Genomic DNA, 23,375 nt, shown 5'->3' on the forward strand with positions numbered 1-23,375 from the left:
GAGTGTCACCGAACCATCCATGATCAGAATAGTCATCGCAGACGACCATACCATCATGCGCGAGGGCCTCAAGCGCATCCTCGATGGCGCCCCCGACATCGACATCGTTGGCGAGGCCGTCGACGGCTTCGAGGTCCTGCGCCATGTGCGCCAGGGTGGCTTCGACCTGTTGCTGCTCGACCTGTCGATGCCCGGCCGCAGCGGTGTCGACCTGATACGCCAGATCCGCAGCGAAGCCCCCAAGCTGAACGTGCTGATTCTCACGATGCACGAAGAAGAACAATATGCCGTGCGGGCCATTCGCGCCGGTGCCCAGGGTTACCTGACCAAGGAAAGCGCCGGAACGCAGCTGGTGGGCGCCATTCGCAAGGTGGCATCGGGGCGGCCCTATATCAGTACCGAGGTCGCCGAGCAACTGGCCCTGAATATCATGATGCCGAATGAAAGCCTGTTGCATAAACAGTTATCGGACCGTGAATTCGAGGTTTTTTCGCTACTCGTTTCAGGCAAGTCGATCACCGAAATCGCCAATAGCCTGCACTTGTCGGTAAAAACCGTCAGTACCCATAAAACCCGGATCATGCAGAAAATGGGGATGAGTTCACTGTCGGAAATGGTTCAATACGCCGTAGCGCACAAACTGCTGTCTCCCTTCAAGTCCTGACCCTGCCTGGCCCCGCTCGGGGCCTCTTCCCCCACTCTGACGCATGATATCGATCAGTAGGAATACTCCTACAGATCTGCGCCGGCTCCTACGAGCATATTCAGCGCATACCGATATCCTTCCCCATCCCTCGTTGGCATACTGAAACCATTCAAGGCGAGTTGCCGTACATCTACTCCAATTGAAGGCGATTTGAAGGCGATTGGAAGGCGAGTTGAAGCCGATTGATAGCACGACCGATGGCGGCGGAAAAATTTAACCGGCAGTTTCAAACCAGGGCCGGTTTCCTGCACACCTCGAAGAAGTCCCGGCAACAAGCCCGACAACAAGCCATAAAAACAGGCCGCAAACGAGTTTTAAATAGCTGAAAACAAGCTGCAAACAAGCTGCAAGCAATCTGCAAACAAGCTGCAAACAGGCTGCAAACAGGCTGCAAACAGGCTGCAAGCAATCTGCGAACAGGCTGCAATCAGGCTGAATGCAAGCCGCAAGATACGTTTTGAATAGTTTTAAACGAACCAAAAAATTATACGTTTTTTAATCCGAACTACATGACCTGAAATCAGGAGATCAGCATGCTCCCTACGCAAATGTCCGAAGCCCGAGTCGCCGCCCCGGCCGCCCAAACACCCGCCATGGAGGCGGGTCGCCAGCGCCAGGGCCGTCTCTGGTCGAACCTGAAGGAAGTCTGCGACCTCCTGCACATCCCGGCGGCCTGTTCCGTCAACGCCGAAGAACTGCTGTTCCAGCATGTGCAGTTCAAGACCGGCCAGCGCATCCACACGATCGGCCAGCCGTTCGACACGCTGTACATCGTCAACTCCGGCTTCCTGAAAACCGTGCTGATCGATGAATTCGGCAACGAACAGGTGCTGAGTTTCCCGATGAAGGGCGACATGCTGGGCGTGGATGGCATCCACAGCCGCCATTACGCGTCCGAAGCGGTGGCCTTGTCCGATTGCGACCTGATCCTGCTGCCGTTCAAGAAGCTGACGGCATTGGGCCGCGTCCATGTGGAACTGGAACACATGATGTACGGCGTGATGAGCCGCGAACTGGTGCGCGAACAGGCAATGATCGGCATGCTGGGTGCGCTGAGCGCCGAAGCCCGCGTGGCGCGCTTCCTGGTGTCGCTGGCCGACCGCTTCGCCCAGATGGGTTACTCGAGCAAGCTGTTCAACCTGCGCATGACCCGCCATGAAATCGGCAGCTACCTGGGCCTGACGCTGGAAACGGTGAGCCGCACGCTGTCCGCCTTCAACGAAATCGGCTTGATCACGGTCGACCAGCGCACGATCGGCATCAAGGATGCGGATGCATTGAAAACGCTGCGCCGCCTGCCGCCGTCCCGCTCGCGCAGCAAGGCCACGGCCAACCGGGCCAAGGCCGCCGCCGAAGCCGCAGCCACGCCGCCGGTGCAGCTCGTGGCCACGGTCTGACGTTCCACACCTGTTTGCCTTACCCAGCTTGGGCCCGCTTCGGCGGGCCTTTTTTTATGCCTCCCGCTTAGCTTTGATGCCTCCGGCCTGGCACGCGCGGGCTGTCAATTTCCTGCACGCGCGAGCCAAAAAACGCTTGCATTTCTTACAGCCCTGACCAATAATGCAAATGCGAATCATTCTTATTTAAGGCAAAATGACCATGCAGACCCAAGCCAACCAAACGAAGCCGGTGCCTGCTGCCCGGCAGCCCGCGCCAGTACGCCGCCTGACCACCGCAGGCCTGATGCAGGACCAGCGTGAAGTCGAGATCGAGCATGCGGGCCGGATCTATCGCCTGCGCATCACCCAGCTGAACAAGCTGATTCTCACTGCCTGAACCTGAACCAGCGGGAAACCCGGCACCGATCGTGGCATGAAGGCGCGGCTGTCCTGTTCCTCCCCGCCAGCGTCATCGCAGGCACCCGGCATGGCTGGTTCTTCAGCGGCATGCGCCCGGCCAGCCCGAGGAGCGATCGCTTCATCCGCCACGCTGTCGCCAGGCACCCACTCATCATCCCAGCCAGCCGCCGCCAGCTGATCGTTTCCGAGGAGAGTACGATGGCTTTCGACCATACCGACCCGATCTACCTGGCGCCCACCACCGGCGGGCAGCAGCCGGAACTGATGTTGTCCGCCGTGCTGCACCTGATGTCCCATTACACTGCCGACGGCAAGGGCTGCGTGAAGCTCGCTTCCGTCATCGAACGCCACCTGAAGGCACTTGCCGGCTTGCCGGGCCTGTCGCCCGTGCTGGCCGCGACCTGCCAGCAGCTGTCCGAACAATGGGCCGTCGTTGTCGAGCGTTCGCTGCCACCGCCGAAGAAGGACGATGGCTTCCTGGCCCGGCTGATGACCAGGGGCCGCGCGGCGCCACAGGTGGTCTGACCATGTGCGACAAACACGCCGCCACCGAGCCGCAGGAAGCGCAAACGTCGCGCCGCCGCCGCATCTGGGAACTGGGTCACACCTGCCACTGCCCGCTGGTCGGCGTATCGCTGCCGATCGGCACATTGCGCAAGCTGGTCGGCAAGGTCACCGGTGGCAAGGTACTGGCCGACGACTACGAGATCCACGTGGGCGCCGTCAGCGAATGCGGCACGCGCAACCGCCTGTCCGAGGTGTTGCAGAAGGAACTGGAACGCCGCTACGCCGCGGTAATCACGCGTTTCCGCACCGCGCGCACCACGGAAGGCGTGGCCGAACTGTGGCAGGCCGCGGTGGCTGGCGGCGACGTTGCCGGCGCCTTCTGGGCGGGACTGACGCATCCCCGCTGTGCGCCGGAACTGGAAGAACGGATGTGCCGCGACCTGCACATGATCCAGCACCAGGCCGGCGCCTGCGCCCGTGCCGACATCAACCGCTTCAATGCCGTCGTCGAGGAAAACGGGCAGCTGGCGCGCGAGCTGGCCAGGCTGCAGCAGCGCAGCGCCGCCATGCAGCTGGAACGCAACGCCGAACTGGAACGCGATGCCAGCGCGCTGATGCAGTTGCGCGCCCAGCTGGTCAGCCGCGACAGCATGATCGATGCGCTGCGCCTGGAACTGGAACAGTTGCGCGACTCCATCCCCGACCTGGCTTCGCGCGAGCGGCTGGCCCAGCGGCTGGAACAAAGCGACGAGCGGGAACGGCAGTTGCGCGAACAGGTGGCCGAGCTGCGCCGCGAACTCGTGCAGGCGCAGTCGCAGCCGGCGCCGCGCGACGAAGAACCGGCACCGCCGGCAGCCGTCGAGCATATCATCCGCATGCCCATCCGGCTGGCGGAACGCAGCATCCTGTGCGTGGGGGGCCGCAGCGGCAACGTCGCTTCGTACCGGACCCTGATCGAACGCGCCGGCGCCCAGTTCGCCCACCATGACGGCGGCCTCGAAGACAACGCCGGCAAGCTCGAAGCCAGCCTGGCCGCCGCCGACCTGGTGATCTGCCAGACCGGCTGCATCAGCCACAGCGCCTACTGGCGCGTGAAGGATTTCTGCAAGCGCACCGGCAAGCGCTGCGTGTTCATCGACAATCCCAGCATCTCCAGCCTGCAGCGCGGGCTCGAGGAACTGGCACCCTGAGTACCTCTCATCCGCACCTCGCGGAACTCCCCAGCCCCGCCTCGCGCGGGGCTTTTTTTGTACGTTGGCAGACATCGGGGTCAGACCCCGGTTTTGGGGAACATTGCCAGAAATCGGGGTCAGACTCTGGTTTTGGGAAACATTGCCTGGTGATGGCGTGCTCCAGTGCCCGGGCAGGCCCCGGCGCCGGAAAATGGTGGCCGCAAAATGGTGGCAGGTCAGTAGACGTCGCGGCGGTAGCGCCCGGCGGCAGCCAGGGCCTCGACGGCGTCATCGCCGAGGATGCCGCGCAGCGCCTGGTCGACGCCGCCGGCCATGCCTTCCAGGCTGCCGCAGACATACACGGCGGCACCGTCGGCGATCCACGTGCGCAGCAAGTCGCCGGCGGGCGCCAGCAAGTCTTGCACATAGCCGCGCCCCGCCCCGTCACGGGAAAACGCGAGGTCCAGCCGGGCAAGCAGGCCCTGCTCTTGCCAGGCCAACAGCTCGTCGCCGTAATGCAGGTCATGGGCGCGCTGGCGTTCGCCGAACAGCAGCCAGTTGCGGCCCTGCCCGGCCGCCACGCGGGCACGCAGGTGACCGCGCAGGCCGGCGATGCCGCTGCCATTGCCGATCAGGATCAGCGGACGGGCGGCATTGTCTTCCAGGCGGAAGCGGCGGTGCGGCCGCAGGCGCAGCGGCACCAGCGTGCCCTCTTCCGCGTGCTGGCAAAGCCAGCCGGAGGCAATGCCGGTGCTGCCGTCAGCGTGCCGGTGCAGGCGCACCAGCAGGTGCACGCAGCCATCGGCCGGCACCGAGGCAATCGAATATTCGCGCGGCCGGTCGGCCTGTGCCGGCGGCACCACCTGCACCAGGTCGCCGGACTGCCAGGCCGGCAGCGCACCGGCCGCGGGCTCCAGTTCGATGTGGTACACGGGCGCGCCGGCGCTGCCCGGATTCAGCACCCGCCGGCGGGCCAGCCGCCACGGCGTGAATGCCGGCGCTTCCCAATCCGGCGCATCGCTGGTGCCGGCCAGGTGGGAAAGCTGCTGGCGCCACGGCGCCAGGTCGGCCGTCGCCCCCCGGTCCACTTCCACCCGCGGGAACAGTGGCTGCGCACCCTGCGCCGCCAGCCAGCCGTCGAGGGCACGGCCGAAACCGCAGAAATGCGCATAGCTGCTGTCGCCCAGCGCCAGCACGCCGTAGTGCAGGCGTGGCAGCGGCAGCGACCGCGTCATCAGCTTGCCGGCAAACGCGGCGCCGCCATCCGGCGCATCGCCTTCGCCGTAGGTGCTGGCGATGAACAGGGCCCGTTCGGCGCCCTGCAAGGCCTGCGCGGAAACATCGCCCAGTTCCATCACGCGCACGCCGATGCCGGCCAGCCGCAGCGTGGCCGCGGTCTGCTGCGCAAGTTCCTCGCCGTTGCCGGTCTGGCTGGCATAGGCGACGATCCAGCCTGCCGGGTCGGCGGTGCCGGCGGCGGCGCGCTTGCGGCGCATGCGCAGCCATGGCAGGAAACAGGTGACGCCGTAGGCGGCGAAACAGGCGGCGGTCAGCGCCAGCCGGGTCGTATCGTTGGTCAGGATCATGCTTGTTCGAGCATCGCCCGCATGTGCGAGCTCAGGTGTTCGACGAGGCCGCCGGCCGTGCGCACCACGAAGCGGGCCGCGATGCCGCGGCGTTCCGCCAGCGCCAGGCCATCCACGGGGCCCAGCACGGTCAGCGCGGTCGACCAGGCGTCGCACGCCATGCAACTGGCGGCGACCACGGTCACGGAAGCGAGGCCATTCTCGATCGGCATGCCGCTGCGCGGGTCGATCGTGTGCGCATGGCGCCGGCCATCGTGCAGGAAAAAACGGCGGTAGTCGCCGGAGGTGGCCACGGCGAGGCCGTGCAGGGCGGCGACGATGCCATCGTCGCCGCAAGACACATCGTCCACCCCTTCCAGCGCCACCCACCAGGGCTGGCCATCGGGCTTCAGGCCGGCACCGCGCAGTTCGCCGCCCACTTCCACCAGGTAGTCGCGGATGCCCTGCCCTTCCAGCCAGCGTGCCAGCCGATCGACTCCATACCCCTTGGCGACGGCGGACAGGTCGAGCTGCACGCCACCGGGCTGCAGCGCGCTGTGGCTGACGGGATCGAGCCGCACGCGCGCGGCCGGCAGCGCGCCACGCGCCTGTTCGGGCGTGGGCGCCGTGAAGCCCGGCTCGTCGTAACGGTTGACGGGGCCGAAGCCCCACAGGTTGACCAGTGCCCCGGCGCAGGGATCGCAGGCGCCGCCGCTGTCGCGGCAGACGTCCAGCGCATACGCCAGCACCTGGAAGAACGCCGGCGGCAGCACCTGCCAGGTGCCGGCCGGGGCGCGGTTGAAACGGCCCAGGTCGGAAGCGGGGTCCCAGTGGCTCATCTGCGCCACCACATCGTCCAGCTGCGCCTGCAACCCCGCACGCAGGTCATCAGATAAATGCGCAGATGAGTGCGCAACTGAGTGTGCAGATGAGTGCGCCGGCGGATACGCAGGCGGACGCGGCGCGGCGGCTGGCTGGGCCACCCGCGCCGACCAGCTCGTGCCCATGCTGAGGCCGCGGTACTCGCGCACCTGCGCCCCGGCGGGCGGCGGCTCGGGCGAGATCGCGTGCGGCAGCAGCGTTCGACGCAATCCCGCGCGCATTACTCGGGCAGCACTTCCACCGTACCCGAGTACGTCACGCGGCGTGCCGGCGGCTGCGCCTGCCCACCCTGCGCGCCCTGTGCCTGCGGCGCCGGCCAGCTGGCCGTGGCCACGTACATGCCGGCCGCCGGGATCGTGAACGTGATCTCGCCCTTGGCGTCGGTACTGAAGCGCACTTCGTTCAGCGTGCCGCGGTAGCGCACGCCGCCCGGGATCAGGCTGAACGGCAGATTGGCGGCAGGCTTGCCATCCAGCAGGAAGCGCCAGGTGGCCTTCTCGCCGGCGCGCAGCTCGGTCGGGTTCGTCACCGGCACCAGTTCCAGGCCGCTGCCGGTCGGTTTCAGCACCGCGTCGCTGGGCTCGTTGGCCGTCACGAACGTCTCGATGCGCGAGCTGGTGCGCGTCACTTTCAGGTCTTCGGCATTGGCCGGCACTTCCTTGGCCATGCTGGCTTCGAGGCCGCGCCAGCGCTTCATTTCGCCGTTGACCTTGTAGCTGGCGAACACGTTCTGGTTGACCAGCGCGATCTTGTAGGTACCGTTCTTGGCCATCTTCACGTCGAACGAATTGCGCAGCTTGCCGTTCGCCACATTCTGCGGCTCCAGCGTGGCGCCATCCGGGCCGATGATCGTCAGGCCATCCAGCTTCAGGGGCACGTGGTCGATGTCGAACAGGCCTTCCGAGATGGCGGCGTCGACCGTCACCCATGCTTCCCTGTCATTCTCGACGAACGTCGACGAAGGCAGCACCCACGGCTTGTGCGCCTGGGCGCCGAATGCTGCGCCGGCCAGTGCCAGCGCGATCACGGTTTTTTGAATACGCATCATGTTTTCCTTATGGCTTGACCTGAACGACGACATTGCCCAGCTCTTCCTTGCCCTTCGCGGAGAATTCCTTGGCACCCTTCGGCGGCCATGCCACCGGCACTTTCACCAGCTCGCGGCCGCCCGCCTCGCGGGAAGCTTCCACCACCACCGTGTACTGGCCGGCCGGCAGCTTGCCCAGCGCATCCTTCGCGGCCGGGAACGTCAGCGTATGCTCGCCCGGCGCACGCGTCGCACCCGACACGCCATCCACCGGCATCGCCAGGTCGCGGCCGGACTTGCGCCACCACTGGCGCATGTCCTTCAGCCACTTCTCGCCGGCCTTGTCCTTCTTCTTCACGTCATACAGCACCGCCAGGTTCGTCACCACCTTCTGGTCGGCGTTTTCCAGCCACGCGGCGATGTAGGGCTTGTGGTACTCGGCCACGTTCAGCTGCGGAATGTCGAGCTTCAGGGCCAGATCGGCGGCCATCGCCTGCGCACTGGCCAGCGGGATGCCGAGCGCGATGGAATAGCGTAATTTCATGGTATGCCTTTTTTATTAATGGATGAACAACAGGGCGATCACGATCGGCACCAGCATCCCCAGTCCGATCACCGGCCAGGTGGATGGCCGGTTGGCCGCGTGGAATTTCAGGATCAGGAAACCGGTGATGCAGAACACCAGGCAGATCACGGCGAAGATGTCGATGAACCAGTTCCATGCCGTGCCGGTATTGCGGCCCTTGTGCACGTCGTTCAGCCACGAGATCCAGCCGCGGTCGGTGTGTTCGAATTCGGCCGCGCCATCCTCGAAGCCGATGCGCACCCAGGCATCGCCGCCCGCCTTCGGCATCGGCAGGTAGACTTCATCGATGGACCACTCGGCTTCGCGGCCGCCGGCCTTGACCGACCAGGTATCGCGCAGCCAGCGTTCGGCCGCCTCGGGCAGCGGCGCCTTTTCACCGTCGCGTTCTTCGCCGAGCGCTTTCAATTGCGTAACCAGCGCGGCCGGCGCCTCGGCCTGCTTGCGCACGACGGTGGGCTTGGCCTCGATCTGCGCGGCGTGGTTCAGGGTGATGCCGGTGATCGTAAACAGGAACATCCCGAGCAGGCACAGCGCGGAGGAAATCCAGTGCCACTGGTGCAATTGCTTCAGCCAGACAGCCCGGCCGGCATTTTTCGCCGTGGCTTGCAGGTCACTTTGCCGCGCTTCTTCCTTGGTGCTCACTTTTCCCCGCTGCCGTTTTGATGTTGTCATGCCTGTAGTAATCAGTAGATGATAATGATTATCATTTGAAGCGTCAACCGGCGGCCCGCCCCCTGTTACAAACGAAACAAATCTCCGACGGCTTTCGTGTACGGCAGCGAACAGAGAGGCCCGCCACGGCCGGCTATGCTGTTGACTTGTTCAGGACAATCTTGAAAGGAGGCATCATGGCCACGTTCACCACCGAAGAGCTGCACGATTTGCGCGACCGTATCAAGGATGTGAAGTTCGGCATGTTCACCACGCAGGATGCGCACGGCGCATTGACCAGCCGCCCGCTGACGGTCCAGCAACTGGATGACGCCGGCAACCTGTGGTTCTTCGTGTCGGACAAGGAAGCATTCACGCACGAGCTGCTGGACAACCCGTCGATCAACGTGTCCTTCGCGGATGTCGACGATCACCTGTACGTGTCGGTATCGGGCCGGGCCGAGCTGCTGCGCGACCGCGTGAAAGCCGAGGAGCTGTGGAACCCCGCGGTCAAGGCCTGGTTCCCGCAGGGCCTGGACGATCCCCACCTGGCACTGCTGCGCGTGGACATCCATGGCGCAGAATACTGGGATACCGCCAACAGCAAGATGGTCACGCTGTTCGCCATGGCCAAGGCCGCGATCACCGGCAAGCCACCGACCAATGTCGGCGAGCATCGTCACCTGGGGCATTGATCATGCGGCGCCCTCCGGGCGCCCAAACAAAAACCCCGGCACGCGGCCGGGGGTGTCGTCATACACCGGAACTGGCTTCCGGCCCAGGGGCACCGCCTTCGGTGCCCGGGGGTTCCCCGCCCTGGCGGGACGAGTAGTCTCCGCTTTGGCGCGAACCCTGGTCCGCCGTCTGGCGGTTGCCGGGAATTGGCTTGTCCAGGCGGCGTACTTCCGTCTCGGGCACATCGACATTGCCGATGCCCGGATGTTCCGTATCTACCAGAACGAAGGTGTCTTCACTGTTGTTGTTCTTGCGGGAGTTGTCAGGTGGAGGCATGCAATATCTCCTGAGCCCTGTGGTTACCCTGCTGTTGCGGTGGAATCAGCCCTGGCGGTTTTCGCTGCGGCTGTCTGACTGGCCGGCCTGGTTGCCCTGGTCGCTGTCACTGTTGCTGGCGGCGCGCGAGGCGCTCTGGCGGTTGCCATTTTTATGGCTCATGGCACCGGCGCGGCGTGCCTCTTCCGAGGTGAACTCGTGCGCGGTACCCTTGGCGTGCGCGGCGCGGCCACCTTCGGACGCGATTTCACGCTGGCGCTGCGGGTCCATCGATGCGAAGCCCCGGTTGCGGGTAGTGCTCTGCTTGTTTCCTTGTCCTTCGCCTTGTCGAGTGCCGCGATTGTTACCCTGATTTGAAGCCATGGTGGTCTCTCCTGAAGTGACGCATTGGGGGAACGCTGACGTGGGTACAGTAAGGAGGGATCCCGGTGCCCGAGCGGGATACCGACCAGCGACGATCTATTGTAATAACGTTCGGGCAACAGGAGACTTCATGGTAGTGGAAGCACTGAACAGCAAATATAGGACGGCTACATGTCTGACTGTAGGAGAACGCCTACTGTAAGCTTAGCCTCGACTTATCTTCGACTTATCCCGGGCCGATAGCGAAAATCCGGTCGTCCGCGACGAGAAAAAACCGCTCGCCGGCGGCGGGTTCGACCGGATGGCCGCCGGTGAACGCGCCGAAGGACGGCAAGATGGCGCGCCGCGCGCCGGCCACGAAGCAGGGCAGGCGCAAGGCATCGCGGCGCCCCGCCAGCCGGTACACGGGATGCACATGGCCGGCCAGCACATAGGCTTCGTCCGCCGGCAAGTCCGGGTGGTGGCAGAACGCGAATGGCCCGATGCGGTGGGGTTCGTCGACCAGGTCGATCCGCAGCAGGCGCGACGGATCGCCGGCATGCTTGTCGTGGTTGCCCCGCACCAGCGTCAGCGCCAGCACGGGGTGGCGTTCGCGCCAGGCCAGCATGGCTTGCAGCGTGGCGCTGGCATGCGCGGCCTTCGCATGCAGGAAATCGCCCAGGAACAGGATATGGCCGATATCGTGGGTTGCCAGCAGCGCGTCGAGGCCGGCCAGGTTTTCGCTGGTCGTGCCGCGCGGCACCGGCACGCCCAGCGCCCGGAACGAGGCCGCCTTGCCGAAGTGGATGTCGGCCACCACCGGCATGCGCGGGCGCGGCCAGTACAAGGCTTTTTCCGGCAGCAGCAGCACGCTTTCGCCGGCCAGCTCGATGGCCATCGCGCCGCCCGCCTGGTCGCCCACCTGGCCGCCCACCTCATTGCCAGCCTTGCCGCTCATGGCCCGGCCGCCTTCTCCAGCTCGCGCAGCACGCGCGCCACCCGGTCCGACAGCTTTTCGGTACTGAGTTTTTCGCGGAACCGCTCCACCATCAGCGCAAAGCCGAACGGCGTGGCACGCTTGGTTTCATGGTAGCTGACCGAGCGGGCCTGCAAGGCTTCCAGCGTGGCGCGCAGGCGCTTCAGTTCCAGTTCCTGCTCCAGCACCTCGCGCTGCGCCTGCGTCAGCAGCAGGTTGCCGGCATCATGCTTGCGGAACACCTCGAAGAACAGCGACGACGAGGCCTGCAACTGGCGGTTGCTTTTCGGCTGCCCCGGATAGCCCTGGAAGATCAGGCCGGCGATCCGGGCGATCTCGCGAAAGCGCCGCTGCGACAGCTCGGTGGCATTCAGGCTGGCCAGCACGTCTTCCAGCAGGCCGTCGGTGGTGAACAGCGCCACGTCGCTGCCGGCCTCCGCATCGAACACGGACGCCCACGGCACCTCCTCCGCCGCCAGCAATTCAAACCCGTAATCGTTGACGGCGATGGAAAAGGTGGCCGGCCGCAGCCGGCCCACGCGCCAGGACAGCAGCGACGCCAGCCCGATATGCACGGAACGGCCGGCGAACGGATACATGAACAGGTGGTGGCCTTCGCGGCTGTGCACGCTTTCGATGACGGTGCGCTGCGGTGTCGGCAGTGCCGACCAGCGCGCCTGGATATCCAGCAGCGGCCGCACCGCTTCCATCTCCGGCCCGCGGAAGATGCCCTCCGTGGCCAGCCGCATCTGTTCCAGCGCCGCGTGCGCCAGTTCGGACGACATCGGCATCTTGCCGCCCTGCCAGCGGGGTACCGCACCCCTGGCACCGGTGGCCCGCTTCACATAGGCCGTCATTTCATGCACGCGCAGGAATTCCAGCACGCGCCCGCCGAACAGGAAGTGGTCACCCTTGTTGAGCCGGGCAATGAAGCCCTCTTCCACCGTGCCGATCCGCCCGCCGCTCTGGAATTTCACCTGGATCATGGCTTCCGAGACGATGGTGCCGATGCCCATCCGGTGCCGCCGCCCGATCGCGGCGTCCGGCACGCGGTAGACGCCCGCCTCGTCCGGCAGCACGCGCCGGTATTCCGGGTACACGGTCAGGCTCTGGCCGCCACGGGCGACGAAATCCAGCGCCCATTGCCACTCCTCGGGCGCCAGGTCACGATACGACCACGCCGTGCGCACCTCCTCGTACAGCGCCGCGGACGTGAAGCCGCCGCCCAGCGCCACCGTCACCAGGTGCTGAACCAGTACGTCGAGCGGCTTGTCCGGCACCGGGCGCGATTCGATGTCGCGGTCCTTCACCGCCTGGATCGCGGCGGCCGCTTCCAGCAATTCCAGGCTCTGCGTCGGCACCAGGGTGACGCGCGACACGCGCCCCGGGGCATGGCCGGACCGCCCGGCGCGCTGCAACAGCCGGGCGATGCCCTTGGCGCTGCCGATCTGCAGCACCCGCTCGACGGGCAGGAAATCGACACCCAGGTCGAGGCTGGAGGTACACACCACCGCTTTCAGCGAGCCCTTCTTGAGCCCCAGTTCCACCCAGTCGCGCACTTCCTTGTCCAGCGAGCCGTGGTGCAGCGCGATCAGGCCGGCCCAGTCCGGCCGCGCTTCCAGCATGTTCTGGTACCACAGCTCGGCCTGCGAGCGGGTGTTGCAGAACACCAGCGTGGTGGCGTGCCGCTCGATCTCGCCGATCACCGGTCCGAGCATCTGGATGCCCAGGTGGCCGGCCCACGGAAAGCGCGATGGATTGGCCGGGATCAGCGTATCGATGACGATTTCCTTGCGCAGGCTGCCTTCGACGATCGTGCCGGCGGGTACGCCACTGCGGCCTGGCCCCAGCAGGACTTCCTGCGCCCGCTGCAGGTTGCCCAGCGTGGCGGACAGGCCCCACACCACCAGGCCGGGATTCCAGTGGCGCAGCCGCGCCAGCGCCAGTTGCGCCTGCACGCCCCGCTTGTTGCCCATCAGTTCGTGCCACTCGTCGACGATCACCATGTCCAGCATGGAAAACTGCTCTTGCGCGTCGGCCTTCGACAACATCAGCGACAGGCTTTCCGGCGTCGTCACCAGCGCCTCGGGCAAGCGCCTGGCCTGCCGCGCCCGGGCCGCCGACGATGTGTCGCCGGTGCGGGCATCGATGGTCCAGCCCGGCACCAGGTCGGCCGCCGAGTCGGTCAGGGCCCGCAGCGTGTCGGCCGCCAGCGCGCGCATCGGTGTCAGCCACAGCACGCGCAAGCCGGCCGCCTTTCTCTTGTCCTTCCGCGATGCCGCCGCCATCGCCCGCAGCAGCGCGGCGAACCATACGGCGTAGGTCTTGCCCGAGCCGGTGGTGGCATGCAGCATGCCCGATTCTCCGGCCAGCGCCGCTTCCCACACGGCGCGCTGGAACGGGAAGACCGTCCAGCCGCGCGCGGCGAACCAGTCGTCGACCGCCGTCATGCGCCGGACGCCCCCGCCAGCAAGCCTTTCAGCATGTCGAGCGTATCGGCTTCCTCCACGGCCTTGTCGTCGCGCCGGCGCAGGATGCGCGGGAAGCGCACGGCGATGCCGGACTTGTGCCGGGGCGAGGCCTGGATGCCTTCGAAGCCGATTTCGAACACCATGGTCGGCCGCACGCTGCGCACCGGACCGAAGCGCTCGACCGTGGTGCGGCGCACGGCGTTGTCCACCTGCGCGATCTCGGCATCGGTCAGGCCCGAATAGGCCTTGGCGAACGGCACCAGGTGGCGGCCGCCGTTGCCGTCGCTGTCCCATACGGCAAACGTGTAGTCGGTGTACAGCGAGGCGCGGCGGCCGTGGCCGGCCTGGGCGTAGATCAGCACCGCATCCACGCTGTAGGGATCGATCTTCCACTTCCACCACGTGCCCACGTCCTTGGTGCGGCCCACGCCGTATTGCGCATCCTTCGCTTTCAGCATCATGCCCTCCACGCCGCGCATGCGCGATTCCTCGCGGATGGTGGCCAGCGCTTCCCAGCTGTCGGCCTCGACCAGCGGCGAGATGCGCAGCTGCGGCGAAGCCACGTCCGCCACGAGCTGTTCGAGCAGGGTGCGGCGCTCGCATTGCGGCAGCTTGCGCAGGTCCACGCCGTCGCGTTCCAGCAGGTCGTAGGCCACCAGCACGGCCGGGTACTCGGCCAGGAACTTGGCCGACAGCGCCTTGCGGCCGATGCGCTTTTGCAGGTCGGCGAACGGTGCCGGCGCATCCGCTTCGCCTTCGCCGCCGCGCCAGACGAGGATTTCGCCGTCGACCACGGTGCCATCCGGCAGCGGGAGCGACGCCAGTTCGGGAAAGCGCTCGGTGATCAGGTCTTCGCCGCGCGACCATACCCAGCTGCCATCGCGGCGCACCACCTGGGCGCGCATGCCGTCGTACTTCCACTCGACTTGCCAGCGCTCCAGCTCGCCAAGCGTGGCGGGGTCCGCGTTGAGCTGGTGCGCCAGGAAGAACGGATAGGGCTGGCCGCCGCGCTGCGCATGTTCGTCCGGCGATTCCTGCGCGATCAGTTGCAGGAATCCCTTAGCCGTGGGGCTGACGCTGCCATCCGTCCAGCCCATCAGCCGCTGCGCGATCAGCTTGGCGTCCACGGCGGCGATGCCGGACAGCGCCCGCGTCACCAGCAGCCTGGACACGCCGACGCGGAAGCCGCCGCCGATCAGCTTCACCAGCAGGAAGCGCTCGCGTGTCTCCAGTTCGTCCCAGTACTGGAACAGCGCGGCGCGGATGGTTTCCGGCGCGGCGCCCCGCAGCGGCGCGATGCGCTGTTCGATCCACTCGGCCAGCCCCACGTCGCTGCGGTGCTTCGGTTCGGGGAGGATGTGCGCGATGGTTTCGGCCAGGTCGCCCACGGCGTTGTAGCACTCGTCGAACAGCCATTCGTCGAGCATCGCGTACTCCGTGGCATATTGCCGCAGCAGCTTCACGGGGATCGCCTGGCGCGGCTTGCCGCCGGCCAGGAAATACACGGCCCACGCGGCGTTTTCCGGTGCCGCGCTGCTGAAATACGCCTTCAGGGCCTCGAGCTTGCGGTTGGTGGCGGTGGTCTCGTCGAGCTCCGCGTAGAGGCCCGCGAATTCACGCATCGCCTTCCTCCTCGCCGCCCGCCGGGCGGTCGCCGGTGCCTGCCGCGCGGGCGGCCTCGGCCTTTTCGGGGGAGACCCAGCGTTTCGCATCCGGGTGCGGTTCCGGCGCGCCGGGCGCGTCTCCTTCCGCCGCGGCGGCTTCCTCGGCTTCGTCGTCGCCGTATTCCGTATCGAAGCCCTTGGCGTCGTAGCCGTTCTGGCACAGCCAGCGCACCATGATCGGGATCGACCCGTGCGTGACGACGACGCGTTCGGCGCCGGTGCCCTTGATGGCCGCCATCAGCCCCGGCCAATCCGCATGGTCGGACAGCACGAAGCCCCGGTCGACGCCGCGCCGCCGCCGCGCGCCGCGCAACAGCATCCAGCCACTGGCGAACGCATCGGAGAAATCGCCGAAGCGGCGCACCCATGGCGAGCCGCCCGCCGAGGGCGGTGCGATGATGATGGCGCTTTTCAGGTCGGCCTTGTCCACCTCGCTGACCATCCGGGTCGGCGGCAGCGCCACGCCGGCTGCCCGGTACACCCGGTTCAGCGGCTCGACGGCGCCATGGCAGACGATCGGCCCGATGCTGGGGTCGAGGCCGGACAGGATGCGCTGCGCCTTGCCGAAGGCATAGCTCAGCATCAGGCTGGCGCGGCCCTGTTCGGCGTTGCGGCGCCACCAGGCATTCATGTCGTCGAAGGTTTGCTGTTGCGGTTCCCAGCGGTAGATCGGCAAGCCGAAGGTGGATTCGGTGATGAAGGTATGGCAGCGCACCGGTTCGAACGGCGCGCAGGTCGCGTCGGCCTCGACCTTGTAGTCGCCGGAAGCCACCCACACTTCGCCGCCGCACTCCATGCGCACCTGCGCGGAACCCAGCACGTGCCCGGCCGGATGCAGCGAGATGCGCACGCCGTTGTGTTCGACGGTGTCGCCATACTCGAGCCCCTGCACGGTGATGTCGCCAAGGCGCGACTTCAGGATGCCGACACCGGGCGCGGCCGCCAGGTAGTGGCCGTGCCCCACGCGCGCGTGGTCGCCATGGCCATGCGTGATGACGGCGCGATCGACGGGCCGCCACGGATCGATGTAGAAATCTCCCGGCACGCAGTACAAGCCTTCCCTGCGCACCACGACCATGTCCCCGGCCATATGCATTCCTCCTTCAGGCCATTCTAGCCAGCCGGAGGCGGGTGCTCTGTCCGCCAGCGCACAAAGTCCGGCGGGCAAGGGTTTGGCTGGATACGTGGGCAGGTCAACAGCGGGTCAGCCCCGCTGGTCAGCGTTCTGTGTACCCCTCGCCGCTCACGCGGGTTGCACGAACTCCGCCATGAAGGTCTTGGTCGTGTTCTCGGGGAACTCGATGGTGATCTGGTCGCCGGCCACGGACAGCACGGTGCCGATGTCGAATTTCGGTACCTTGACCTGGCTGCCGACGGCGAACACGGGCAGCTGCGGCACCATCGGCCCGGGAACGTCCTCGAACAGCGGATCCTCATCCTCGACCGGCTGCACGGCCGGTGGCGATACGCAATTGTCGCAGCAGCCGCAGCCCCAGGAGCCGGGGGTACGCGCACCCGCCGCCGCGGCCAGGAGCCTGGAAGAAGACTTGGCCGATGCGCCCTCCGCCCCGCTCTCCGCCACGCTGGCCGAATCGTCGCCGAAGTAATCGAGCAGCAGCTTCCAGCGGCAATAGCCGCTCTGCGCATAGGCGACCATCTGTTCGAGCGCCTGCTGGTCGCGCTCCTGCTTTTCCTCGTAGATGGCGGCCAGTTGCGCGAAATCGGCGGCCTTCGCGTCACGGGTCGTCAGCAGCCAGTCGAGCTTGCGGTTTTGCCGCAGCAGCTTGCCATCCTTGAGCAATTTCAGGCAGACCTTCAACTGGCTGTCCGGAACATGCGCCACGGCCTCGCAGATCACGGCCGCCTGGCATGGCACGCGCGCCGCGGCGGCTTCGTACACGTCGCGCAGTTCCTGCGCCGTCGGGTAATGCTTGACGAGGAAGAATTGCTGCAGGCGCTTGTCGTCCTGGAAGTACAGCAGCGTGCAGTCGGCCGGTTCGCCATCGCGGCCGGCGCGGCCCGATTCCTGGTAATACGCTTCCAGGTTGGCCGGCACCTGCAGGTGGATCACGAAGCGCGTATCGCTCTTGTCGATGCCCATGCCGAAGGCGTTGGTGGCCACCATCACGCGCCGCTCGCCGGCCATGAACAGGTCCTGGTTTTCCTTGCGCTCCCTGGCGGGCAGCCGGCCGTGGTACAGCGCCACGCTTTCGCCGGCTTCTTCCAGCGCCGCGTGCATTTCCTCGGCGGCCTTCACGGTGGCCGCGTAGACGATGCCCACGCCGGCCGTCTCGCGCACGAGACGCAGCGCCTGCGCGGTTTTCTCGGCCGGATTGGTGACCTGGATCACCCGGTAGCGCAGGTTCGGCCGGTACACGCCCGTGTTGATCACGTTCATGCGGCGCGCGCCGAGCTGCTGCGAGATGTCCTTGATGACATCCTCGGTCGCGGTGGCCGTCAGCGCCAGCACGGGCGGCTGGCCCAGCGCGCGCAGCGCGGCGCCGATCTCCAGGTAGGCCGGGCGGAAATCGTGGCCCCATTGGGAGATGCAGTGGGCTTCGTCCACCACCATCAGCGAGATATGGGTTTCCTGCAGCACGGCCAGGAACTCGGGCGTGGCCAGCCGCTCGGGGGTACAGAAGACAATGCGGCTGAGGTTGTTGCGTATGCTGTCCAGCGCTTCGACTTCTTCCTGGCGCGACAGGCTGCTGTTCAGCTGGGCCGCGCCGATGCCGATCTCCTCGAGCTTTTCCAGCTGGTCCTTCATCAGCGAGATCAGCGGCGATACCACCACCGTGGTGCCCTTGAAGATCGAGGCGGGAATCTGGTAGCACAGGGACTTGCCGCCGCCGGTCGGCATGATGGCAAGCGTGTCGCGCCCTTCCAGCACGCTGTCGATGACGCGCTGCTGCCCGGCGCGCAGGTGATCGACGCCGAACACGTTGTGGAGCAGGTTGCGGATGCGCCGGGTCAGCGCCGCCCCTGCCCGTTGTGCGCCGCGCAGTTCGCCGGCGCTCAGGTTTCTGGTAACCATGTGGATGTGCGCCCGAGGCGCCCGTGGACTATCGTAATCAGTACGATAGGAGGCTTACGGTCCAGCCGCCATAGGACGCCGCCTACTCTGCATGTAGGAGTGCCCACTTGGCCAATTTCAGCTATTGCCGAGCAGCGCGTACAGCACCATGCCCAGCCCCACCATGGACACCAGCCACACCAGCGAACGCACCATCGGCACGCCGAACGCATACAGCGGCAGGTAGACGACGCGGCCGCCGAAATACAGCCAGCAGCCCCACCAGGTGAGCGTGCCTTGCACGCCGGCGAGGTGGGCGGCCAGCACGGCGCCGATGAACAGCGGCAGGGTTTCAAACAGGTTCAGCTTGGCGCGCTCGAGCCGCGCCGTGATCTTGCCCGGCGGCGGCGCCTCGCCGTCGCGCGCGCCGGTATTGAATTCCGGGCCCGTTTCACGAGAACGCAGCGTGGAGTGCAGCAGGATCTGTACGATCGCCAACACCAGGGTCCAGCCCAGCAATGCCAGTTCGGTCGTCATGTCGCTCCTTTCAGCCGGGGCGCGGAACGTTGTCCAGCGCCGCCTGCAGGTCCATCAAGTCGTAGGGTTTGCGCAGGCACGCGGCGGCGAATTCCAGGTGGTCCAGCGCTTCCTTGCCATAGCCGGTCGAGAAGATGATGCGCACCGGCTTTTCCTTCGCCACCTTGCGCGCCAGGTCGATGCCGGACATGCCGGGCAGGCTCACGTCGGTAAAGAGCACGTCGAATTCCTGGCTTTCCATCAGCTGCCAGGCCGACTCGCCATCGCCCACGCCGGACACCGTATGCCCCAGCATCCCCACCAGTTCGCACACCATCTGCAGCGAATCCTGGTTATCCTCCACCACCAGCACGCGCAGCGACGAATGGTGCAGATGCGCTTGCGCATGCTGCGGCTGCGGTTCCAGCAGGTGATGGCTGGCCGACTGCTGCCGCTCGCGCGCCTGGATCTGGTGCATGCGGTTGTTCAGCACATGGCGCAGCTTGCGCGCCAGGTCTTCGCGGCGGTAAGGCTTGCTCAGCAGTTCAAGCCCCGCGTCCAGCCGCCCGCCGTGCACGATGGCATCCTGCGGATACCCGGACGTGAACAGCACCGCCAGGTTCGGCAGCACCTGCTGGGCGATGCGCGCCAGCTCCGGGCTGCGCAGCGGGCCTGGCATCACCACGTCGGTAAACAGCAGGTCGACATGCTCGCCCGATTCGATGATGCGCAGCGCCTGTTCGCCGTTCTCGGCCGCCAGCACACGGTAGCCCAGCGCGGACAGCATGTCCAGCACCACGGTGCGCACGCCTTCGTCGTCTTCCACCGCCAGGATGGTTTCCGTGCCGCCCATGATCGAGCCATCGGCCGCGCCATCCTGCGCGGCCGGTTCGGCGCTCTCGGCCAGCATCGTGCGCGGCAGGTAGATCTTCACGCTGGTGCCCTGCCCCGGCTCGCTGTAGATGCGGATGTGGCCGCGGCTCTGCTTGACGAAGCCGTACGCCATCGACAGCCCCAGGCCGGTGCCCTCGCCTTCCGGCTTGGTGGTGAAGAATGGTTCGAAGGCGCGCTGCAGCACCTCGGGCGTCATGCCGCAGCCGGTATCGGTCACCGACAGCATCACGTACTGTCCGGCCGGCACGTCGGCCAGCTGGCTCACGTAATGCTCGTCGAGCACCGCGTTGCCCAGTTCGATCGTCAGGCGCCCGGCGCCCTGCATCGCATCGCGCGCATTGATCGCCAGGTTCAGGACCACGTTCTCGATCTGGCCGGGGTCGACCAGGGTATTCCACAGGCCGCTGCCGACCACCGTGACCAGGTCGACCGCCTCGCCCAGTGCGCGGCGCAGCAGCTCGTCCATGTTCGAGACCAGGCGGCCCAGGTCGGTGACGACGGGCTGCAGCGGCTGCCGGCGGGCGAACGCCAGCAACTGCGACGACAGCTTGGCGCCCCGCTCCACGGCGGCAATCGCCATGTCCAGCCGCCGGCGCACCGCCTCGTCGCCGCCGACCTGCTGGGCCAGCAGGTGCAGGTTGCCGGAAATGATCTGCAGCACGTTGTTGAAGTCGTGCGCCACGCCGCCGGTCAGCTGGCCCACCGCTTCCATCTTCTGCGCCTGGCGCAGCGCTTCCTCGGCCTTGTCGCGTTCGGCGATTTCACGGCTCACGCGCTGTTCCAGCGTATCGTTCAAGTCGCGCAGCGCCACCTCGATGCGGCGGCGCTCGGTGATGTCGGTCTTCACGGCGATCAGGGCCACCGGCTGGCCGGCCTCGTCGTCCAGCCGGCTCATGCTGCTGGCGATCCACACCCATTCGCCATCCGGCCGCGCATAGCGCTTCTCGAACGTGAACGGAACCCCGGTTTCCTTCAGCCGCGCCACCTGGGCGCGGTTTTCCGCCAGGTCGTCCGGATGGATCAGGTCTTCCATGTGCAGGCCCAGCAAGCCTTCCTCGGCGCGGCCCAGCATGTGGCATAGCGCGCCGTTGACGCGCGTGTAGCGCCCTTCCAGCGACAGTTCGGACAAGCCGACCGAGGCTTGCCCGAAGATCGCCGCCAGCCGGTCCTGGCTGGTGCGCAGCTGCTGCTCGATCCGCTTGCGCCCGGTGATGTCGAAGGCCACGCCCATGTAGCGGCGCTGCGCCGGCGTGGCGCCTTCGACCACTTCCCCCTGCCGGGCCAGCCAGCGCACTTCGCCGGTATCCGGGCGGCGGATGCGGTATTCGGTGTAGGCCAGAGGATTCGGGTCGCGGTCCAGCCGGTGCGGCCCCACGCGGTCGCGGTCGCGCGGATCGACCAGCGAGACCAGCAGCTGCTCGGTCACCTCGACATCCGGCCCCAGGCCCCACACGCGCCGGTATTCGGGCGAGACCACCAGCTTGCCGCTGGCGGGGAACCATTCGAAACTGCCGATGCCGCCGGCCTGCTGGGCCATGCGCAGCCGCTCCTCGGTGAGGATGTGTTCGGTGACGTCGACGCCTTCGACGAACACGCCTGTCACCGCGCCACCGGGCGCGCGCAGCGGCTGGTAGACGAAATCGAGGTAGCGCGGCTCGAGCAGGCCGTCGTCGCCCAGCAGGTCGATCTTCAGCTGGCGCCCCACGTAGGGTTCGCCGCTGGCATAGACCCGGTCGAGCAGGTCGACGATGCCCTGGCCGCGCACTTCCGGCAGTGCCTCGCCGACCGGCTTGCCAATGATGTCGCGCCCGCCCACCAGGCGCTGGTAGGGCCGGTTGGCCAGCTCGAACACGTGATCCGGCCCGCGCAGCACGGCCATGAAGCCGGGCGCCTGCTCGAACAGCTCGCGCAGCAGGCCGGTTTCCTCGCGCAGGCGGCGGTTCTGCTGGTCCAGCTGCGCGCGGTCCTGCTCGCGCGCCCGTTCCGCCTGCACCCGCTGCGTCACGTCGACCACCGTGCACAGCACGCCGCCCACCGTACCGCAGGTATCGTGGACGGGTGTGTAGAACAGGTCGAACCAGACGTCTTCCGGCACGCCGTTGCGCATCAGCGTCAGCAGCTTGCCGCTGTGTTGCTGGGTTTCGCCGCGCAGGCCCGCTTCCAGGATCGCCCGGTTCCAGTCCCAGATCTCCGGCCACGTTTCCGGCACCGTGCCGCCCAGCGCCGCGGGGTGGCGCGCGCCGGCGATCTCGATGTAGCCGTCGTTGTAGACCATCACGTGCCGCGGGCCCCACATCAGCACCATCGCGATCGGCGAGTTGAGGAGGATGTCGACGGTGGTGCGCAAGGCCGGGGACCACCCGGCGAGCGGGCCCAGCGCGGTGCCGGCCCAGTCAAACGCGCGTACCAGGTCGCCCATGGTGCCGCCGCCGCGCGGCTGGTAGCCGGGCGCGGGCGCCATCGCCACGCTGCCCGCGCTCATGCGGCGGCCCGCGCGGCCGCGCGCGGCAGCGTCACCGTGACCACGGTGGTGCCCATTGCTTCGTCCGAAGCGATGTCGATCTCGCCGCCATGCGCGTGCACGAAGGTGCTGGCGGTATACAGTCCCAGGCCGAGGCCCTGGCCAGCCTTGCGCGCGCCGTCGCGGTGCTGGTAGGGCTCGAAGATCCCGGCCAGCCGGGCGGCCGGGATCACGCCGCGGTTGCCGATCGTCAGGCGGAGCCGCTCCGGCGCCGTGCCGTCCACGTTCACCAGCACCGCGTGCTCCGGTTCGCCGTGCTGCAGCGCATTGCCCACCAGGTTGGCGATCACCTGGGCGAAGATGCCGGCATCGACCTGCGCCGCCGGATCGCCGCGCACTTCGACCTGCACGCGCGGCGCCTTGTCCGGCACCGCGAATTCCTCGGCGATCGCGCGGCACAGCTCTGCCACGTCGCGGCTGGCCTTCTTCAGCTGCATGTCACCGGAACGGATACGGGCCAGGTCGAGCAGCTGGTCGACCATCTGCGCCATCCGCTTCGCACTGCCGCCGATGCGCTGCGCGGTGACGGCCACTTTCGGGTGGTCCGTCATCATCGGCAGCAGCATGGCGCCGTTCATCACCACCGACAGCGGCGTGCGCAGGTCGTGCCCCAGCACGGCCATGAACATCTCGTTCATGTGCAGCGCGCGCTGCAGTTCGTCGAGCTGCTGGGACAGCTGCTTGCGCTGCTGGTACAGCTCGACGAACACATTGACCTTGCTGAGCAGGGCCTGCGCATCGATCGGCTTGAACATGAAGTCGACGGCGCCCGCCTCGTAGCCGCGGAAGCGGTAGTTGGTCTCGCGCGACGCGGCTGTCAGGAAGATCAGGGGAATGGCCCGGGTGCGTTCGCTGCCGCGCATCAGCTCGGCCAGCTCGAAGCCATCCATGCCGGGCATCTGCACGTCGACCAGCGCCAGCGCCACCTCGTGCACCAGCAGCAGTTCCAGCGCCTCGGCGCCGGATGCGGCCTTCAGCAGCGCGAGGCCGGGCCGCGCGAGCAGCGCCTCGAGGGCGATCAGGTTTTGCGGAATGTCGTCGACGACAAGGATGTTGATCGGTGCGGTCACTG

At 66.8% G+C, this 23,375-nt stretch carries 21 protein-coding genes; 6 read left to right on the forward strand and 15 right to left on the reverse strand.

Going from position 1 to position 23,375, the window contains the following annotated elements:
- Positions 1-19: 19 nt before the first annotated feature.
- The 5 genes from OU994_RS25675 to OU994_RS25695 all read left to right on the forward strand — a co-directional run bounded on the left by OU994_RS25675 (position 20) and on the right by OU994_RS25695 (position 4,202).
- A complete protein-coding gene (locus OU994_RS25675) occupies positions 20-664 on the forward strand; it encodes a response regulator transcription factor (protein WP_131144470.1) in 645 nt (214 codons plus the stop codon).
- 635 nt (positions 665-1,299) lie between these two features.
- Positions 1,300-2,103, forward strand: a complete 804-nt coding sequence (locus OU994_RS25680; protein ID WP_131148904.1) for a Crp/Fnr family transcriptional regulator — start codon at positions 1,300-1,302, stop codon at positions 2,101-2,103.
- A gap of 202 nt (positions 2,104-2,305) precedes the next feature.
- Entirely contained in the window at positions 2,306-2,482 is a 177-nt protein-coding gene (hemP, locus tag OU994_RS25685; RefSeq protein WP_373922488.1) for a hemin uptake protein HemP, read from the forward strand.
- Between the two features lie 221 nt (positions 2,483-2,703).
- A complete protein-coding gene (locus OU994_RS25690) occupies positions 2,704-3,030 on the forward strand; it encodes a hypothetical protein (protein ID WP_131144468.1) in 327 nt (108 codons plus the stop codon).
- A 2-nt stretch (positions 3,031-3,032) separates the two neighbouring features.
- Positions 3,033-4,202, forward strand: a complete 1,170-nt coding sequence (locus OU994_RS25695) for a DUF2325 domain-containing protein (protein ID WP_281608233.1) — start codon at positions 3,033-3,035, stop codon at positions 4,200-4,202.
- Positions 4,203-4,420: 218 nt separating this feature from the next.
- On the opposite strand, the gene OU994_RS25700 is transcribed toward OU994_RS25695, so the two are convergent.
- The 5 genes from OU994_RS25700 to OU994_RS25720 form a co-directional block, all read right to left on the reverse strand.
- A complete protein-coding gene (locus OU994_RS25700; protein WP_281608234.1) occupies positions 4,421-5,770 on the reverse strand; it encodes a sulfite reductase subunit alpha in 1,350 nt (449 codons plus the stop codon).
- Positions 5,767-6,756, reverse strand: coding sequence for an FAD:protein FMN transferase (locus tag OU994_RS25705; RefSeq protein ID WP_373922632.1), 990 nt, complete (start codon positions 6,754-6,756; stop codon positions 5,767-5,769). The genes OU994_RS25700 and OU994_RS25705 overlap by 4 nt, the downstream gene beginning before the upstream one ends.
- Positions 6,757-6,851: 95 nt before the next feature.
- Positions 6,852-7,676 carry a DUF4198 domain-containing protein gene (locus tag OU994_RS25710; RefSeq protein WP_131148903.1) on the reverse strand — a complete coding sequence of 275 codons (825 nt, stop codon included), beginning with the start codon at positions 7,674-7,676 and terminating at the stop codon, positions 6,852-6,854.
- A gap of 10 nt (positions 7,677-7,686) precedes the next feature.
- Positions 7,687-8,202, reverse strand: a complete 516-nt coding sequence (locus tag OU994_RS25715; protein WP_131144464.1) for a DUF2271 domain-containing protein — start codon at positions 8,200-8,202, stop codon at positions 7,687-7,689.
- Positions 8,203-8,217: 15 nt separating this feature from the next.
- Positions 8,218-8,928, reverse strand: a complete 711-nt coding sequence (locus OU994_RS25720; RefSeq protein WP_281611721.1) for a PepSY-associated TM helix domain-containing protein — start codon at positions 8,926-8,928, stop codon at positions 8,218-8,220.
- 164 nt (positions 8,929-9,092) lie between these two features.
- Between OU994_RS25720 and OU994_RS25725 the strand changes: the two genes are divergently transcribed.
- Positions 9,093-9,590 carry a pyridoxamine 5'-phosphate oxidase family protein gene (locus OU994_RS25725; protein ID WP_281608235.1) on the forward strand — a complete coding sequence of 166 codons (498 nt, stop codon included), beginning with the start codon at positions 9,093-9,095 and terminating at the stop codon, positions 9,588-9,590.
- A 58-nt stretch (positions 9,591-9,648) separates the two neighbouring features.
- Here the strand turns inward: OU994_RS25725 and OU994_RS25730 are convergent, their stop codons facing one another.
- From OU994_RS25730 to OU994_RS25775, 10 genes are all read right to left on the reverse strand, one after another.
- Positions 9,649-9,906, reverse strand: coding sequence for a hypothetical protein (locus OU994_RS25730; RefSeq protein WP_281608236.1), 258 nt, complete (start codon positions 9,904-9,906; stop codon positions 9,649-9,651).
- 45 nt (positions 9,907-9,951) lie between these two features.
- Positions 9,952-10,269: a KGG domain-containing protein gene (locus tag OU994_RS25735; protein ID WP_131144460.1), complete on the reverse strand. Its 318-nt coding sequence runs from the start codon at positions 10,267-10,269 to the stop codon at positions 9,952-9,954.
- Positions 10,270-10,495: 226 nt separating this feature from the next.
- Entirely contained in the window at positions 10,496-11,206 is a 711-nt protein-coding gene (pdeM, locus tag OU994_RS25740; protein WP_373922489.1) for a ligase-associated DNA damage response endonuclease PdeM, read from the reverse strand.
- The gene (locus OU994_RS25745; RefSeq protein ID WP_281608237.1) at positions 11,203-13,674 is read right to left on the reverse strand and encodes a ligase-associated DNA damage response DEXH box helicase; all 2,472 of its coding nucleotides are present in this window, start codon (positions 13,672-13,674) and stop codon (positions 11,203-11,205) included. The genes pdeM and OU994_RS25745 overlap by 4 nt, the downstream gene beginning before the upstream one ends.
- Positions 13,671-15,317 (reverse strand): ATP-dependent DNA ligase, encoded by a 1,647-nt coding sequence (locus tag OU994_RS25750; protein ID WP_281608238.1) that lies wholly within the window; start codon positions 15,315-15,317, stop codon positions 13,671-13,673. Before OU994_RS25750 ends, OU994_RS25745 begins: the two co-directional genes overlap by 4 nt.
- The gene (locus OU994_RS25755) at positions 15,310-16,449 is read right to left on the reverse strand and encodes a ligase-associated DNA damage response exonuclease (RefSeq protein WP_281608239.1); all 1,140 of its coding nucleotides are present in this window, start codon (positions 16,447-16,449) and stop codon (positions 15,310-15,312) included. The genes OU994_RS25750 and OU994_RS25755 overlap by 8 nt, the downstream gene beginning before the upstream one ends.
- Positions 16,450-16,602: 153 nt before the next feature.
- The gene (locus tag OU994_RS25760; protein ID WP_281608240.1) at positions 16,603-18,393 is read right to left on the reverse strand and encodes an ATP-dependent DNA helicase RecQ; all 1,791 of its coding nucleotides are present in this window, start codon (positions 18,391-18,393) and stop codon (positions 16,603-16,605) included.
- A 117-nt stretch (positions 18,394-18,510) separates the two neighbouring features.
- Complete coding sequence (locus tag OU994_RS25765) at positions 18,511-18,909, reverse strand: MAPEG family protein (protein WP_281608241.1); 399 nt, start codon at positions 18,907-18,909, stop codon at positions 18,511-18,513.
- Between the two features lie 10 nt (positions 18,910-18,919).
- Positions 18,920-22,264: a PAS domain S-box protein gene (locus tag OU994_RS25770; RefSeq protein WP_281608242.1), complete on the reverse strand. Its 3,345-nt coding sequence runs from the start codon at positions 22,262-22,264 to the stop codon at positions 18,920-18,922.
- A complete protein-coding gene (locus tag OU994_RS25775; RefSeq protein ID WP_281608243.1) occupies positions 22,261-23,373 on the reverse strand; it encodes a hybrid sensor histidine kinase/response regulator in 1,113 nt (370 codons plus the stop codon). Before OU994_RS25775 ends, OU994_RS25770 begins: the two co-directional genes overlap by 4 nt.
- Positions 23,374-23,375: the final 2 nt, after the last annotated feature.

This window comes from Pseudoduganella sp. SL102, assembly GCF_027856995.1.
In the GTDB taxonomy this organism is placed as follows: domain Bacteria; phylum Pseudomonadota; class Gammaproteobacteria; order Burkholderiales; family Burkholderiaceae_D; genus Rugamonas; species Rugamonas albidiflava.